The organism is Pseudomonas sp. ACN5, assembly GCF_002303975.1.
Lineage (GTDB): Bacteria > Pseudomonadota > Gammaproteobacteria > Pseudomonadales > Pseudomonadaceae > Aquipseudomonas > Aquipseudomonas laurylsulfatiphila.
Genome location: NZ_MRCP01000018.1, coordinates 85,102 through 100,384, shown reverse-complemented (window position 1 = coordinate 100,384; position 15,283 = coordinate 85,102). Strand labels below are relative to the sequence as shown.

The 15,283-nt window shown below is 60.0% G+C and carries 15 protein-coding genes; 10 read left to right on the top strand and 5 right to left on the bottom strand.

Going from position 1 to position 15,283, the window contains the following annotated elements:
- Positions 1-26: 26 nt before the first annotated feature.
- From argE to BSF40_RS26915, 4 genes are read right to left on the bottom strand one after another with little or no spacing between them, the layout of a single operon-like run.
- On the bottom strand, positions 27-1,196 hold the full coding sequence (argE, locus tag BSF40_RS26930; protein ID WP_095967574.1) for an acetylornithine deacetylase: 1,170 nt from the start codon (positions 1,194-1,196) through the stop codon (positions 27-29).
- A complete protein-coding gene (locus BSF40_RS26925) occupies positions 1,189-1,863 on the bottom strand; it encodes a DUF1028 domain-containing protein (RefSeq protein WP_007976091.1) in 675 nt (224 codons plus the stop codon). Before BSF40_RS26925 ends, argE begins: the two co-directional genes overlap by 8 nt.
- Before the next feature lie 10 nt (positions 1,864-1,873).
- Complete coding sequence (locus BSF40_RS26920; protein ID WP_003201555.1) at positions 1,874-2,284, bottom strand: RidA family protein; 411 nt, start codon at positions 2,282-2,284, stop codon at positions 1,874-1,876.
- Complete coding sequence (locus tag BSF40_RS26915; protein WP_172435758.1) at positions 2,284-3,645, bottom strand: NAD(P)/FAD-dependent oxidoreductase; 1,362 nt, start codon at positions 3,643-3,645, stop codon at positions 2,284-2,286. Before BSF40_RS26915 ends, BSF40_RS26920 begins: the two co-directional genes overlap by 1 nt.
- Positions 3,646-3,919: 274 nt before the next feature.
- On the opposite strand from BSF40_RS26915, the gene BSF40_RS26910 reads away from it, so the two are divergent.
- The 10 genes from BSF40_RS26910 to BSF40_RS32365 all read left to right on the top strand — a co-directional run bounded on the left by BSF40_RS26910 (position 3,920) and on the right by BSF40_RS32365 (position 13,688).
- Complete coding sequence (locus BSF40_RS26910) at positions 3,920-5,296, top strand: pyridoxal-phosphate dependent enzyme (protein WP_095967573.1); 1,377 nt, start codon at positions 3,920-3,922, stop codon at positions 5,294-5,296.
- Complete coding sequence (locus tag BSF40_RS26905) at positions 5,293-6,471, top strand: PLP-dependent aspartate aminotransferase family protein (RefSeq protein WP_095967572.1); 1,179 nt, start codon at positions 5,293-5,295, stop codon at positions 6,469-6,471. The genes BSF40_RS26910 and BSF40_RS26905 overlap by 4 nt, the downstream gene beginning before the upstream one ends.
- A 237-nt stretch (positions 6,472-6,708) precedes the next feature.
- Positions 6,709-7,560 (top strand): putative selenate ABC transporter substrate-binding protein, encoded by an 852-nt coding sequence (locus BSF40_RS26900; RefSeq protein WP_095967571.1) that lies wholly within the window; start codon positions 6,709-6,711, stop codon positions 7,558-7,560.
- Entirely contained in the window at positions 7,557-8,354 is a 798-nt protein-coding gene (locus BSF40_RS26895) for a phosphonate ABC transporter ATP-binding protein (protein WP_095967570.1), read from the top strand. Before BSF40_RS26900 ends, BSF40_RS26895 begins: the two co-directional genes overlap by 4 nt.
- On the top strand, positions 8,348-9,175 hold the full coding sequence (locus tag BSF40_RS26890; RefSeq protein WP_095967569.1) for an ABC transporter permease: 828 nt from the start codon (positions 8,348-8,350) through the stop codon (positions 9,173-9,175). The genes BSF40_RS26895 and BSF40_RS26890 overlap by 7 nt, the downstream gene beginning before the upstream one ends.
- Positions 9,172-9,939 carry a phosphonate ABC transporter, permease protein PhnE gene (gene phnE, locus BSF40_RS26885; protein WP_095967568.1) on the top strand — a complete coding sequence of 256 codons (768 nt, stop codon included), beginning with the start codon at positions 9,172-9,174 and terminating at the stop codon, positions 9,937-9,939. The genes BSF40_RS26890 and phnE overlap by 4 nt, the downstream gene beginning before the upstream one ends.
- Before the next feature lie 138 nt (positions 9,940-10,077).
- Positions 10,078-10,770 (top strand): HNH endonuclease, encoded by a 693-nt coding sequence (locus BSF40_RS26880; protein WP_095967567.1) that lies wholly within the window; start codon positions 10,078-10,080, stop codon positions 10,768-10,770.
- On the top strand, positions 10,767-11,408 hold the full coding sequence (locus BSF40_RS32810; protein WP_172435757.1) for a hypothetical protein: 642 nt from the start codon (positions 10,767-10,769) through the stop codon (positions 11,406-11,408). The genes BSF40_RS26880 and BSF40_RS32810 overlap by 4 nt, the downstream gene beginning before the upstream one ends.
- Positions 11,357-11,695: a nucleotidyltransferase domain-containing protein gene (locus tag BSF40_RS26870; protein ID WP_256589606.1), complete on the top strand. Its 339-nt coding sequence runs from the start codon at positions 11,357-11,359 to the stop codon at positions 11,693-11,695. The genes BSF40_RS32810 and BSF40_RS26870 overlap by 52 nt, the downstream gene beginning before the upstream one ends.
- A 556-nt stretch (positions 11,696-12,251) precedes the next feature.
- On the top strand, positions 12,252-13,688 hold the full coding sequence (locus tag BSF40_RS32365; protein ID WP_141249809.1) for a hypothetical protein: 1,437 nt from the start codon (positions 12,252-12,254) through the stop codon (positions 13,686-13,688).
- A gap of 577 nt (positions 13,689-14,265) precedes the next feature.
- On the opposite strand, the gene BSF40_RS26860 is transcribed toward BSF40_RS32365, so the two are convergent.
- Positions 14,266-14,727: a hypothetical protein gene (locus BSF40_RS26860; RefSeq protein ID WP_015095640.1), complete on the bottom strand. Its 462-nt coding sequence runs from the start codon at positions 14,725-14,727 to the stop codon at positions 14,266-14,268.
- Positions 14,728-15,283: the final 556 nt, after the last annotated feature.

The following is a 15,283-nucleotide window of genomic DNA, read 5'->3' as shown; positions in this document are numbered from 1 at the left end:
CCTCGGGGCTGGTCGGCCCGCTGTTGTTATGGGTGTTCGGATTCACTCAAGTAAGCCGCCAGGCGATCCATCAGGCGGTCACAGGCCGCCATCTGGTCGACGCTGACAAATTCATCGGGCTTGTGCCCCTGGTCCATGCTGCCGGGACCGCAGACCACGGTCGCAATCCCGGCCTGATTGAACAGCCCGCCTTCGGTGCCAAAGGCCACGGTGCCGAAATCATCGCTGCCGCACAGCTCGGCAATCAGCCGGGCGGCGGCGCTGTCGGCGGGTGTCGCCAAGCCTGGATAGGCCGAGATTTTTTCAAAGCGGATCGCGGTATCGGTGTCCACGGCCTGCATGGCCGGCAGCAACGTCTGCTCGGCGTAATCCTGCAGCTCATCGACGACCACTTGCGGAGCGAAGTCCGGCAAGGCGCGGATCTCGAAATCGAAACGGCAGTCCGCTGGCACGATGTTCAGCGCCGTACCGCCCTGGATTACGCCGACCTGCACGGTCGAGAACGCCGGATCGAAGCGCTTGTCGTGCAATGACGGCCGGGCCAGGGTGGCGCCGATGTCGCCCAGCCGACCGATCAGGCGCGCGGCCTGCTCGATGGCATTGACCCCATAAGGCGCGTAGGCCGAATGACAGGCCGCACCGCGTACGTGACAACGCATCGCCAGCTTGCCCTTGTGGCCGAGCACCGGTTTGAGCTCGGTCGGCTCGCCAATCAAACACAACGCCGGGGCCGGGATGCGTTGGGGCAACACCTCCAGCAAACCGCGCACGCCAAGGCAGCCGACCTCTTCGTCATAGGAAAACGCCAAATGCACCGGGCGCTTCAAAGGGCTGGAGAGAAACACCGGCACGGCGGCCAGCACCGAGGCCAGATAGCCTTTCATGTCCGCGGTGCCGCGACCGTACAGCTTGCCGCCCGCCTCGCTCATATTGAACGGCTCGACCGTCCAGGCCTGGCCGTCCACCGGCACCACGTCGGTGTGACCGGACAGCACGATGCCGCCGGCCACGCTCGGGCCGACCGTGGCCAACAGATTGGCCTTGGTCCGCTCAGCGTTGTAGATCAGTTCGCACGCCACGCCCAGCTCGTGCAGGTAGTCACGCACGAACTCGATCAGCGCAAGGTTCGAATCGCGGCTGACCGTGGCGAACCCGATCAACTGCGCGAGCATGGCGCGGCTGCGCAACTCACTCATCGCCGGGCACTCCATACGCGGGGGCCAGGGTCGGATTGAGGGCGCGGGTCAGGTAGTCCTGCAATTGCGGCTCGTAGGCCGTCCACAGTTTGCCCAGCTCGCCAATCGGGTTTTCATCGGCCCAATCCACCCGCAAATCGACAATCGGCCAGGTCAGGTCACCGACCACCGACAACGCCGCCGAGTGCACCGCGCCCGCTTCGCCGCCAGCGTCCTGCCCGGCCTGCAAGGCGTTCATCAGGCGAGTGGCGAGGCAGCCTTCGCTGTTTTCGAAGGCCGCGACCATCGCCTCGATCACCCCACTGTTGGCCAGCAGATTGCCGGCCGCCACGCATTGGTCACCGGCCACCGCGTTGTTGATGCCCAGCGCATGGTTGCCGCTGAACACCGCGGTACGACCGTGGGCATCGACGACCGCCACCTGGCGGTACTGGCTATAGCCGTTGCGGGTCAACGAGTGGTCCAGCGCCTGGGGCGGCGCCGAGCCGTTGGCCAGTTCATCGAGGATCTGCGGGCCAAGGGCCGGCAGCGTGATGTTCTGGCTCGACACCGCGCCCACCCCGGCCCGCAGCCAGGGGCAGCGCGCGCCGACGGCGATGCTCGAAGAACTGATGGCAATGCCCAACTGGCCGGTCTCGGCGCAGCGACCCACGATGGAAAAAGTCATGGCGAAGTCCTTATTCAGGGATAACGGCAATCACGTCGATTTCCATCAGCCACTGCGGCTGGCCGAGGGCACTGACCACCAGGCCGGTGGAAATCGGGAACACACCCTTGAGCCACTTGCCGACTTCCTGGTACACCGGCTCGCGATAGCGCGGGTCGATCAGGTAGGTGGTGGTCTTGACGATGTGGCTCAGGTCGCTGCCCGCCTCTTCCAGCAATTGCTTGACGTTGCGCATGGCCTGTTCGGCCTGGGCGCGCGGATCACCGAGGCCCACCAGCTGGCCGTTGAAATCGGTGCCGACCTGGCCACGGACATACACGGTATTGCCGGCGCGCACGGCCTGGCACAAATCGTTGTCCAGCGTCTGGTTCGGGTAGGTGTCTTTGGTGTTGAACATGCGGATGCGGGTATGAGTAGGCATTAACGAACTCCCATGAGGCTGGCTTTCTGAACGGGTGCGCGGGCGGCGTCGGCTTGACGCTGGGTCGCATCCCGATAGTTGAAATAGGTGTGCTGTTTAACGATGTGATCGGCGATGTGCTTGGCGTCGTGCCAAACGCCCCAGATGAACGCGGAGCCACGACGGGACTGCCACGGCAACCCGACGAAATACACGCCGGGCTCGGCCGACACGCCGCGCTGGTGCTGCGGTTTGCCGTTTTCCTTGAAGGCATCGACCTTCAGCCAGCTGTAGTCGGTGGAGTAACCGGTGGCCCAGATGATCGTGGTCACGCCGGCCTTGAGCAGGTCCAGTTCCAGGATTGGGTTTGTCACGCAATCCGGATCGGCCAGCATGGCCCGGGCTTCGGGTTCCAGCGGCAGGTCCAGGCCGTTGCGCTCGATATAGGCGTCGGCCTTGTCGAGCAGCGCGAGGTAGTTTTCATCGCCACGGCGGATGTTGTCGGCGAGGTTGTCTTCAAAACTCACCACGGCGCCATTGAACGATTGAGTCAGGCCGACCAGGGTCATGCCCTGATGCGCCAGGCGACGGAAGTCGACGGTGTGGCCGCCACGGGCACCGCTCACGGCGATGGTCACGTGTTCCTTGCCCGGTTGCATGGCCTCGGCATCCCACTCGCCCAGCACCCCCAGCCACCAGCAGAAATCGCGGTTGCGATAGGCGCGCGGCGGACGGTCGTGGGCGCCGACCGAGAGGTAGACCTGTTTGCCGGAACGTTGCAGCTCATCGGCGATCTGCACGCCCGACGACCCGGCGCCCACCACCAGCACCGCGCCTTCGGCCAGTTGCTGCGGGTTGTAGTACTGGGCGGAGTGAATCTGGCTGATGCCGGCCATTGGCGGAGCAATCGGCGGAATGGCCGGACGCTGGAACGGGCCGGTGGCGACCACCACGTGGCGGGCCTCGATCACGCCGTCAGAGGTTTCAACGGTGAAACCCGGACGGTCGGCATTACGTTGTACGCTCTTGACTTCAACACCGGTGCGGATCGGCGCGTTGAACTTGCGGGCATAGGCTTCGAAGTACTCGGCCACCTGCTCTTTGCCGGCGAAGGCGTCCGGGTCCAGGCCGTCGAATTCCAGGCCCGGGAAGCGGTCGTGCCAGGCAGGACCGTTGGCCACCAGCGAATCCCAGCGGCCGGTGCGCCAGGCTTCGGCGATACGGTTGCGCTCCAGCACGAGGTGGGGCACACCGAGTTTGCTCAGGTGTTCACTCATGGCCACGCCGGCCTGGCCGGCGCCAACAACAAGCGTATCAATTGCGGTTTTATCAACTGTCATGGCTGTGCACTTCTGAAAGGTGGTTTGATTCAGGTCGGTCATGGCTGCCGCCTCGATGCTGATCACTGTTGTTCTTCTGCTGCGGCTATCGGTATCAGGGTGTTGGCCGCATTCTGTTCGGAGCCGGGAAATAGCGAAATTATGTTTTTTGTGGTTGCTGGCGAGGAAAAAGCGTCGAGGTGACCGGCTGGCCGTACGAGGTTGCGGACGACCCGATCCCGGCCTATGGTCCAAGCGATGCATTGCCCGCGACCGGCGCGAAGACCCGGCGCGGATTGCTGTCCATCCAGTGCGGATTCACGCAAGGAGTGATGACATGCCCGACTATTCCCGTCCTGCCGTACTCGAACTGATTGGCAATACCCCGCTGGTACGCGTCAGCCGGTTCGATACCGGTCCCTGCACGCTGTTTCTCAAACTCGAATCACAGAACCCCGGCGGTTCGATCAAGGACCGCATCGGTCTGGCCATGATCGACACCGCCGAACGCGACGGTCGCCTGCGCCCCGGCGGCACCATCGTCGAAGCCACCGCCGGCAACACTGGCCTGGGCCTGGCCCTGGTCGGCCGCGCCAAGGGCTATCGCGTCGTGCTGGTGGTGCCGGACAAGATGTCCACCGAGAAGGTCTTGCACCTCAAGGCCATGGGCGCCGAGGTGCACATCACCCGCTCCGATGTCGGCAAGGGCCATCCCGAGTACTACCAGGACGTCGCCGCACGGCTGGCGGCGGAAATTCCCGATGCGTTCTTCGCCGACCAGTTCAACAACCCGGCCAACCCGCTGGCCCACGAATGCAGCACCGCGCCGGAGATCTGGGCGCAAACCCAGCACGATCTGGACGCCATCGTCGTCGGCGTCGGATCGGCCGGTACCCTCACCGGCCTGACCCGTTTCTTCAAACGCGTGCAGCCGGACCTGGAAATGGTCCTGGCCGACCCGGTCGGTTCGGTGATGGCCGAATACAGCCGCGGTGGCACCCTCCCCACCCCCGGTTCCTGGGCGGTGGAAGGCATCGGCGAAGACTTCATCCCGTCGATTGCCGACCTCTCCAGCGTGCGCCACGCCTATTCGATCAGCGATGAAGAAAGCTTCGACCATGCCCGCCAGTTGCTGCGCGCCGAAGGCATACTCGGCGGCTCGTCGACCGGTACCTTGCTGGCGGCGGCGCTGCGTTACTGCCGCGAACAGACCCAGCCGAAACGGGTGGTGAGCTTCGTCTGCGACACCGGTACGCGTTACCTGTCGAAGGTCTACAACGACCAGTGGATGAACGATCAGGGCCTGCTGCAACGCAAGCACTACGGCGACCTGCGCGACCTGATCGCACGACGTTTCGAGGATGGCCGGGTGATCAGCGTCGGCCCCGACGACACCCTGCTCACCGCGTTCCAGCGCATGCGCCTGGCGGACGTGTCGCAATTGCCGGTGCTGGTGAAGGGTCAGCAACTGGTCGGCGTGATCGACGAGTCCGACATCCTGCTGGGGGTGCACGAGGACGTTGCGCACTTCCGTAAAACCGTGGCCAGCGCCATGACCGACAAACTGCAGACCCTGCCCCCCGCTGCCACCCTGGCGGAACTGGAGGCAGAGCTGGGCCGTGGGCTGGTGGCGATCATCCAGGATGCCTCGGGCTTCCACGGCCTGATTACCCGAACCGACATGCTCAACCATTTGCGGAGATCCCTGCCATGAGTCAACAGGACAAAAACGCCCCGCCTCAGGGCTTCGCCACCCGGGTGATCCATGCCGGGCAAACGCCGGACCCGTCGACCGGGGCCTTGATGCCACCGATCTACGCCAACTCCACCTACCTGCAGCAGAGCCCCGGGGTACACAAGGGCCTCGACTACGGGCGCTCGCACAACCCGACGCGCTGGGCGCTGGAGCGTTGCGTGGCCGACCTCGAAGGCGGCACCCGGGGCTTTGCTTTCGCCTCGGGCCTGGCGACCATTTCCACGGTGCTCGAACTGCTCGACGCCGGATCGCACGTCGTCTCCGGCAACGACCTGTACGGCGGCACCTTCCGCCTGTTCGACAAGGTGCGCCAGCGCAGCGCCGGGCACCGCTTCAGCTTCGTCGACCTGACCGACCTGGCGGCGTTCGAGGCGTCCCTGCAGGACGACACCCGCATGGTCATGGTCGAGACCCCGAGCAATCCGCTGCTGCGCCTCACCGACCTCGCCGCCATCGCCCGCACCTGCCGTGCGCGCGGCATCATCAGCGTGGCCGACAACACCTTCGCCAGCCCGTGGATCCAGCGCCCGCTGGAACTGGGTTTCGACATCGTGCTGCACTCGACCACCAAATACCTCAACGGCCACTCTGATGTGATTGGCGGCATCGCCGTGGTCGGGCAGAACGCCGAACTGGCCGAGCGCCTGGGCTTCCTGCAAAACGCCGTCGGCGCCATCGCCGGTCCGTTCGATGCCTTCCTCACCCTGCGCGGCGTGAAGACCCTGGCCCTGCGCATGGAGCGTCATTGCAGCAACGCACTGGACCTGGCGCAGTGGCTGGAGCGTCAGCCGCAAGTCTCCCGGGTCTACTACCCCGGCCTGCCCTCGCACCCGCAACACGAACTGGCCCAACGGCAAATGCGCGGATTCGGCGGGATGATCTCCCTCGACCTCAACAGCGACCTGGCCGGCGCCAAACGCTTCCTCGAAAACGTACAGATCTTCGCCCTGGCCGAGAGCCTGGGCGGCGTGGAAAGCCTGATCGAACACCCGGCGATCATGACCCACGCCACCATCCCGCCCGATACCCGCGCAGAGCTGGGGATTGGTGATGGGCTGGTGCGGTTGTCGGTGGGGGTTGAGGACGTCGAGGACTTGCGCGCGGACCTGGCGCAGGCGTTGGCGCGGATGTAAGTAATCCCTGTAGGAGCGAGCTCGCTCGCGATGGTCGTTAACGATGCCGCGTGTTTACTGACTAAACGCAGCGCTCTTGAGTCCATCGCGAGCAGGCTCGCTCCTACACAAGGCTGGTCAAGCACGCAGGACTCCCTATAATCGCGCCGTTTTCGTCTACCCTCACGAAGCGTCGTGCAGCAATCAGCTTGTGCGGGGCGCATCGACATTTTTCCGCTATTGAACCGGAGAACTTCCATGCTCAAACGTACCCTGGTTATGGCCGTCGGCCTGACCCTGTCCCTTTCCACCCTGCTGGCACAGGCGGCCGAGACCCTCAAGGTCAGCGCCATTCCCGACGAAGCCCCCACCGAATTGCTGCGCAAGTTCAAGCCACTGGGCGAATACCTGGAAAAGCAACTGGGCATGAAGGTCGAGTTCGTACCGGTGTCCGACTACCCGGCGGTGGTCGAGGCGCTGGCCACGGACCGCATCGACATGGCCTGGCTGGGCGGCTTCACCTTCGTGCAGGCGCGTTTGAAAACCGGCAATGCCATTCCACTGGTACAGCGTGAGCAGGATGCGCAGTTCACCAGCAAATTCATCACCGCCGATCCAGCGGTCAAATCCCTGGCCGACCTCAAGGGCAAATCCTTCGCCTTCGGCTCGGTCTCGTCGACGTCCGGCAGCCTGATGCCGCGTTATTTCATGCTGCAGGACGGCATCAAGCCGGAAACCTATTTCAGCCGCGTCGGTTACTCCGGCGCCCACGACGCCACGGTCGCCTGGGTTCAGGCCGGCAAAGTGGATGCCGGCGTGCTCAACGCCAGCGTCTGGGAAAAACTGGTCAAGGCCGGCAAGGTCGACACCGATAAGGTCAAGGTCTTCGCCACCACGCCGGCCTACTTCGACTACAACTGGACCGTGCGCGGCACCCTCGACCCCGCCCTGGCCGAGAAAATCAAGGGCGCCTTCCTCGCGCTCGACCCGGCCAACCCGGAGCAAAAGGCGATCCTGGACCTGCAGGCCGCCAGCCGCTTCATCGAGACCAAGCCTGAGAACTACAAGGGCATCGAGGAAGCCGCGCGCGCTGCCGACCTGCTGAAATGACCTTGCATCTGAACCGGGTCAGCCTCACCCACGACACGGGCGTGCGGGCGTTGCATGAGGTCGACCTGCACATCAGCGCCGGTGAGCAGGTGGCGATCATCGGCCCGTCCGGCGCCGGCAAGTCGAGCCTGCTGAACCTGCTGGCCACCGCCCTGCGCCCCGGCAGCGGCACGGTCGAAGTGCTCGGCGAGCAAGCCTGGCAGCTCGGCGCCCGACAGCGCCAACGCCTGCGCGCGCGCATCGGCCTGGTGCATCAGGCACCGCCACTGCCACCGCGCCAGCGCGTGGTCACGGCGGTGCTGGCCGGCAAACTGGGGCAATGGGGTTTTGCCAAAAGCCTGCTGAGCCTGTTGCATCCGGTGGATGTGCCCGGCGCACGCGCGGCCCTGGTTAAACTCGATCTGGGCGACAAGCTGTTCGCCCAGTGCCAGCAATTGTCCGGTGGCCAACTGCAACGCGTGGGCATTGCCCGCGTGCTGTACCAGGCCCCCGACGTGCTGCTGGCCGATGAGCCGGTGTCGGCGATGGACCCGGTGCTGGCCGGGCACACCCTGTCGATCCTCTGCCGCCACGCCCGGGAACACAAGGTGACCCTGGTCGCCAGCCTGCATGCGGTGGATCTGGCGCTGAGCAACTTCTCGCGCATCATCGGTTTGCGCGACGGCCAGATCCTCTTCGATCTTCCCTCTGCCGACATCGACCAAGATTTGCTCGACAAGCTCTACGCCAACGAGCAACTGCAATCCCCGCCCGCTCCGGTGGCGCCCTTGAGCCTGCAGATTCCCCGATGCTGACGCGCGATACACGAGACCCGGCCACCCTGCCCCGCCTGCTGCTCAGCCTGTTGGCGCTGGCCCTGCTGTGGCCCGGCATCCACTTCAGCGAACTGGACCTGGGCGTGCTGCTCAAGGCCGACAGCCAGAGTGAAATGGGCCGTTTCGTTTCGGCCTTCTGGCCACCGGCCCACGGCGAAGAGTTCCTCCAGTTGCTGTGGCAAGCCACCTTGCAGACCCTGGCCATCGCCACCGCCGGCATGGCCCTGGCCTTGCTGTTGGCCGTGCCCGCCAGCCTGCTCGCCAGCCGCGCCCTGTCGCTGTCAGCGGCCTCGCGCGGTGGCCGCCCGAGCGCCCTGGGCCGGTTGTTGCGCTGGCCGGTGCGCGGCTTGCTGATCTTCCTGCGCAGCGTGCCGGAAATCGTCTGGGCCCTGCTGTTCGTGCGCGCCGTCGGCCTTGGCCCGACGGCCGGGGTGCTGGCCATCGCCATCACCTACAGCGGCATGCTGGGCAAGGTCTACGCGGAAATCTTCGAGTCCGTCGACCAGCGCCCCGCCCACTCACTGCTGCAAGCCGGCAGTGGCCGGTTGGCGGCGTTCTGCTACGGCATCCTGCCCAATGTCGCGGCAGAGCTGCTGTCGTACACCGTGTACCGCTGGGAATGCGCGATCCGCGCGTCCGTGGTGATGGGCTTCGTCGGCGCCGGCGGACTGGGCCAGCAAATCGACCTGTCGCTGCGCATGTTCGCCGGCGGTGAAGTGGCGAGCATGCTGCTGACCTTCTTCGTCCTGGTGCTGTTCGCCGACCAGATCAGCCGCCTGCTGCGCTGGAGGTTCGCATGAATCGCCTGATCAACCTGCTGCTGATCCTGTGCATCGGCACCGCGGTCGTCGCCTCGTTCCGCTACCTGGGCATCGACCTCGGCGAACTGACGGGCAGCGGAAACCTGAAACAGATGGGCGCCTACGTACTGCGTTTTCTCAGCCCGGACTTGAGCCCCGGCCACCTGCAAGCCATCGGCCGTGGCGCCGTGGAAACCATGGCGATGTCCGCCCTCGGCACACTGCTCGCGGCAGTGTTTGGCCTGCTGCTGGCGCTGCCGGCGGCCGGACGCTTCGGCTGGCTGTTGCAGAGCGCGTCGCGACTTGTACTCAATGGCCTGCGCGCCATTCCCGAATTGGTGTGGGCCGCGCTGATGGTACTGGCCGCCGGCCTCGGCCCGAACGCCGGCACCCTGGCACTGGCCATGCACACCACCGGCGTACTCGGCCGCCTGTTCGCCGAAGCGCTGGAGAACACTCCGCCGCAACCTGCCGAAGCCATTCGATTGCAGGGTGGTAATGTGGTCTGGGCCTTCTGCTACGGCACCCTGCCCAACCTGTTTCCGCAGTTGCTGGCGTACATTTTGTACCGCTGGGAGAACAACATTCGGATGGCGAGCGTGCTGGGGTTTGTTGGGGCTGGGGGGTTGGGGCAGATGCTCTATGTGAGCCTTAGTCTGTTTCAGGAGGCTCAGGCGAGCACGGTGATTTTGGCGATGTTGGTGCTGGTGTTTGCGGTTGATGGGTTGAGTAGTTGGAGTCGGCAGCGGTGGGTTAAGGCGTGATGGGGGGGGGCTTAGACTGGCTCATTCGATTGAGTTCGAGATGAGCGGGCATTTGAAGCGGACATTCTGTATTCACCACTCAGGCAGGCTGTATAATTTGCTCCACTTCTAGTCTCGTTGGGCATCAGGCTTGTAACTATGGCAGATCGAAAACATATTCCTACAGAAACAAAACTGCGGTTGTTTTCGGAAGCGGCAGGTCATTGCCAGCATCCCGACTGCCTTCAACCTCTTTTTCCCGCTGAAATGGGTGGAGACAAGCATATAGCTGAGATGGCTCATGTGGTTCCGCACGGAGATAAGGGACCGCGTCATAAAGAGAGGCCAGCCGGAGAGTTTGCTACCGACTCTTTCGAAAACCTCATTCTGCTTTGCCCCACCTGTCATACGACCATCGACAAAAATTCCGACGCTTATACACGGAGTACGTTGTTAGGTTGGAAGAGTAACCATCTCGCTGCCTTGGCACACAAGCAAGGCATTCATTCATACGATGAGCGTGGCCAAGTCAGAGAGGCTGTGGCCGCCGCCATGGCCGAAAACAAGGCCATATGGAATGAATTGGCGTCAGATACCGGATCGAGCTTCGAGTACGATCCGGAATCTGAAATAGAAGGGACGTGGGCGCAGAGAATGCGAGGTGTCATCCTCCCGAACCATTTCCGCATCCAAGCTATCATCAAGGCGAACCTGCATCACGCGACAGAAAAAGAGCGCGAGACATTCGCTCGATACCAGGAACATGTTCGGGGTCTCTCCGAACGTCACGTTTGTGGTATCGCCGGCAGCGCTATTCGCTTTCCAGCTGAGATGGATGGTGTCTTCGCATGAACTGGCAGGTGAAATACGCACTGGCAAACATCCTGGAAACGCGCGGTGTAACGTCGGCGGAGCACGTTCGAGGTGACGCTATAAGGATCACAGTCCGAGATCAGCCAGATGTAGTGGCGGTAATCTCGGCCTCTTATATGATCAACGCCGGATCAGCGGCGCAGTACCACGAAGAGTTTCCCGACATGGATTTCCTGTGCGGATATCGAAAGGAATGTGTCTGGGAAGGCGGGGCGATCAGGTATATAGAAGAAAACAATATAGGCTGGGGAAGCGCTGGTACGCTTGGCTCTGCACTTGATAGTGGGAACGTAAACACTGCTACTCATAAGGATTTCTTCTTTTCGGACCGGCTCATCAGACAGGATCGATCCGTTACGACAGTCATTAGAGAATTTGACCGCATCTACTCTATTACTCTCGTCAATGGGCGCACACTCAGGGTGGGAATGATCAGGGAGTACGAGCCAATAGCCGACCACGTTCGCACCCTATGGGATAAGTTCGGCCCCATCGATATTGCTTGGAATATCAATCCTCACGGAAACCCCACTCGAAAGGCCGTCGAAGCAGGACAGGAACTTGGTTGCAAGGTGATGAAATGGGAAGAGTTGAAGGTGCTATTGAAGAAAGGTTGATGACGGCAGGAGAAGTAGCAAGCCACCTTCTTAACTCCTGCGAGTCGCTGCAGGAGTTCGAATCCTTCATGTTTGGCTCCGCACTCTTTGGTATTGGCAGTGATTACGATATCTTGATTGTTGGGCCGTCAGGTGAGCCTTTATCTCGATTGAAGGCAGAATTGAAACATGCAGGACAGGAGTTACCTCTCGACGTTTTGTATATGCTGCCAGCGGAGGCGGAAGAAACGAAATTTATCACAAGAGCAGGATGCATTACTCTTTGCCAGTTGGCCGACTCAACTTAGAATTAATTGCAATCCCGCTCCTCTTCATGCACGCAAGAACCCATACGTTTAACTTTTAAGTATTGCGAATACAGGTGTACGCTGCTTGGATCTAAAAAAAACCACACTTATGGTGCTGGGAAAATTTTCTGCAACTTAGAGCCGATTACTTATAGAGCTCCTTTTTGGCCGGGTTGAAAACAGACGAAGTCGGACGTCCACTATCAGCCGATTTTTTTTACCAACGCGACTGACCGAAACCTATCAGACTGCTTGAAGATGCATTCACTGCTTTAACTCTGTAGCGCTACATAAATCTGTCGATTGTTGGTTGACCAGCAATTCCAAAAACTTACGTGAGAACAAGATTTTTGCTTCGATTCTGACTGTCAAACTTGCTCTAAAACGGTTTTATACAACCTGAACCCATAGTGGACACCGGCTTGCATAGCTTCAGGGGAAGTGGATTTTTTCGCTTTTTTAATTAGCCGATCAGTGAGCTTTTGATATAGTCGGGAAGGCTCCTGCGCACAGGTTGCGTATTGCACAACTAGCGTACTTAAGGATTGACAGTAAGATGACGATTTATCACACACGTATTCAACATGGCGTTGGCCAGGGTTCCTTCCATTCTGCCTCCGTGCAATTTTCTAAGTCGACTAATAACCACCGTTTTGACTACATCTATGACTGCGGTGCTCTAGCAAATTGGCGACAAACTCCCGAGCTAACGCACAGCGTTAGGCGTCTTTGGTTGGAGCATCGGCCCGGGAGTGCTAAGCCTGTGGTCGATCTTTTGATCCTTTCCCACTTCGATTGGGACCACATGAACGGCGCCAGCGACCTTGTAGAGCGATACGAGGTTGACAGAATTGTTCTGCCATACCTTGGGCCAGTAGAGCTGGCGGTTATCTTGGCCAGCCAAGCAGCATCTTTAGACGAGCGCGCAGTCGCACAGCTACATAGCATTGCGGCAGGAGGGAGTACTCTATGGGGGCGTCCCATCACAATGGTGCAAAAAGGATCGCGCGAAGAGCGCCCCGATACTCCTGAAAACCCTGACTCTCCCTTCGGCGAACGTCCAGTCTCAGGAAGTGAACTTCCTGGACGCGTGGTTATTAGCGCTCATGGTGCTCATAGCATCGGGGGAGCTTTAGAGCGTATTATCGACGACGATCAAGATCTGTTGGTAAAAAAAACTTCAAGATCCATAAATTCCGAGTGGAAGATACGTTTTTGGAACAGAGGGTTAGACAACAGGTTAGGCGATCTAATCCAAGAAGAACTCAAAAGCATTGGGTTTCCAGTCGCCGCATTATCTAACAGGGAAAATGGTGCCAAGGATATCGTAGCTTGGCTTAATGTGAGGCGTCGAAAAAGCCGTCCCAAGACGGGACGCGGAAAGAAGAAAGCGGTCGCTCTAAGTTCCAACCGTGATTTAGCGGTTTCTGCGTACAGAAGCGCTATCGATAAATACATGCCAAGTTGGTTAAACGAAACCGAGGGCAAACGCCTCAGTAATTTTTTATCTCTAGGGATGTACTCGGGCCCGAGATTTCAATTTTACAAACAAACATATCAATATCTCCGACTTCACGATGACCACTCATATGAAACGTGGTCCTATATCAATAATACTTTGCCTGTAAAATACTTGCCTGGCTGGATCGGTACCGGTGATGCCCCGCTTGGGGAGCCAACCGTTTGGAATGATTTCCAACTTCACTACAAACATGAGCTATCACGCACCCAAACCATTCTAGTGCCGCACCATGGTGCAGCTCCACAGAGCGGACCTAGATTTTACAACTCAGATCTCCACCATAAGCCAAATTTGAACGCTGTCATTTCCTATGGGACACGAAATTCATATGGACATCCGCATCCATCGGTACTCTCTCAAATTGTGCGGGCCAATGGAAAACTAATCGTCGTAACTGAAAAAACGAGATTTGGATTTCAGGAAGAATATCGTTTCCGTAGACTGCATGCTGGCGACCGTACTTCCTTTTAGACCGCTAGAATGGAAAGGGTTGAAAGTCAGCCCTTACCGCTTTGATCTGATCGTAAATTTTTCTCTGAAGTTATGTGGAGCCCAGATACGATTACGCTCATCTTAAGCCTTTCCTGCTAAGCGGCACCGGTCTTTTTGCGATGCATCCAGCTACAGGGTGAACCGATATAGATAAGTGAACCTCAGACAGGCTGTGGCAACCGAAATCATAAGAAGCCGAACGTCCGCTGTTGGCCGATTCTGTTGAAAAAGTCGGCCATGGTTTCCACGACAGAAAAGTACGCGCTTGAGACTGAAATCTTTACTTTGAGCAGAGGATTCCGGGCTCGGATTTCACGTAGCTGCGCGCAAAAAAGGCGTTTTCAGCAAGCAGTACGCCGGCAGTCTGGAAGGACCGACTTTTTCAACACAATCGGCCGTTCTCTGCCGGTCATGGTTACAAAGCCTGCGGGTTAAATCCGAGGCAATCGGTGGTCAATAGCAGTGCAATTCCGCACCTGACAACCAAACCAGTACTACCCATACAAAAAACCCTTCCTGCGCATCAACGCAGGAAGGGTTTTTTGTTAGCGGCTGATCACTCTTTAGCCTGGCTCAACTTGGTAAACAACTCCGTCGGCACTTTCTTGCCGTTGGAGGTGTACTGGTTGGTGCGGAACTTGTACACCTCCCCCTCGGACAGGAAACCGTCGCCGTTGGCGTCCATCGCTTTGAATTCCTCTGTCCCCTTGGGCGCCACGGCCAGCAGTTCCTTGAGCGAGACGCGGCCGTCATCATCGGTGTCGGTGCGGGCGAAGGACGCATCGCCGCACTTGCCTTCACCGCACTTGCCTTCGGCCTGGGTCTTTTGGGCGCTGGCTTCGCTGGCACCGCACTTGCCTTCGCCACACTTGCCTTCGCTGGTCTTCTCGGCGGAGGCCAGTTGATAGCCCTGGGGCAAGGCTTCGGCGGAAAACGCCGAGGACGCGAAGTTGATACCGCCGACCAATGCAACAGCGATCAGGCCAATACGGGTTTTGTTCGACTGGATACGAGACATGTTGATACTCCGGATCAATGGCGTGGCGGGACCACTTTTGGTCATACCACAAGGGTTGATGAACCTGGTGGCGAGCGGCGTTGTGCTGCTCGCTTTGGCCGGTCTATTTGGCCCCAGTGGTGTATCCGGGCTGTATCCGTGATGAGTGGGTTTTGTAGGGTTGTAGTCGGATTTCGTGCGCTGATACACAGCGATACACGAAAGCCGGAATTCAGTTGGCCGGGGATGTTTTTTGCTTGCGTGGGGATCGCTCCACATTGCCCACGAGCGCTTGTTTAAAAAGGTTGTAGGTTGTTTCCGGCGGGCTACAAGACCTTGCGTCGTTGCCTACGGGTACGCCAGAATCCGCCGGCTTGTGCGCCCTAGGTCCGGGTTCTATCGTGTCCGCATCGCTGCCAATTCAGCGATCAGGCTTGGAACCCTGATGAGTAAACGGCGCATGACGCCCTTCATAACAATGCTGCATGCTTTTGAGCCTGTACTCCGTTATGGCGGCTGTGCGTGGGAGACCTTCGAGGTCTGCCGGGTTCCGTTTACCCCGGGTTCCAACCTGCGT

Excerpts from the sequence above, each read along its gene's own strand:
- argE (WP_095967574.1), bottom strand. The coding sequence starts at position 1,196 with ATGAGTGAGTTGCGCAGCCGCGCCATGCTCGCGCAGTTGATCGGGTTC.
- BSF40_RS26925 (WP_007976091.1), bottom strand. The coding sequence starts at position 1,863 with ATGACTTTTTCCATCGTGGGTCGCTGCGCCGAGACCGGCCAGTTGGGC.
- BSF40_RS26920 (WP_003201555.1), bottom strand. The coding sequence starts at position 2,284 with ATGCCTACTCATACCCGCATCCGCATGTTCAACACCAAAGACACCTAC.
- BSF40_RS26915 (WP_172435758.1), bottom strand. The coding sequence starts at position 3,645 with ATGACCGACCTGAATCAAACCACCTTTCAGAAGTGCACAGCCATGACA.
- BSF40_RS26910 (WP_095967573.1), top strand. The coding sequence starts at position 3,920 with ATGCCCGACTATTCCCGTCCTGCCGTACTCGAACTGATTGGCAATACC.
- BSF40_RS26905 (WP_095967572.1), top strand. The coding sequence starts at position 5,293 with ATGAGTCAACAGGACAAAAACGCCCCGCCTCAGGGCTTCGCCACCCGG.
- BSF40_RS26900 (WP_095967571.1), top strand. The coding sequence starts at position 6,709 with ATGCTCAAACGTACCCTGGTTATGGCCGTCGGCCTGACCCTGTCCCTT.
- BSF40_RS26895 (WP_095967570.1), top strand. The coding sequence starts at position 7,557 with ATGACCTTGCATCTGAACCGGGTCAGCCTCACCCACGACACGGGCGTG.
- BSF40_RS26890 (WP_095967569.1), top strand. The coding sequence starts at position 8,348 with ATGCTGACGCGCGATACACGAGACCCGGCCACCCTGCCCCGCCTGCTG.
- phnE (WP_095967568.1), top strand. The coding sequence starts at position 9,172 with ATGAATCGCCTGATCAACCTGCTGCTGATCCTGTGCATCGGCACCGCG.
- BSF40_RS26880 (WP_095967567.1), top strand. The coding sequence starts at position 10,078 with ATGGCAGATCGAAAACATATTCCTACAGAAACAAAACTGCGGTTGTTT.
- BSF40_RS32810 (WP_172435757.1), top strand. The coding sequence starts at position 10,767 with ATGAACTGGCAGGTGAAATACGCACTGGCAAACATCCTGGAAACGCGC.
- BSF40_RS32365 (WP_141249809.1), top strand. The coding sequence starts at position 12,252 with ATGACGATTTATCACACACGTATTCAACATGGCGTTGGCCAGGGTTCC.
- BSF40_RS26860 (WP_015095640.1), bottom strand. The coding sequence starts at position 14,727 with ATGTCTCGTATCCAGTCGAACAAAACCCGTATTGGCCTGATCGCTGTT.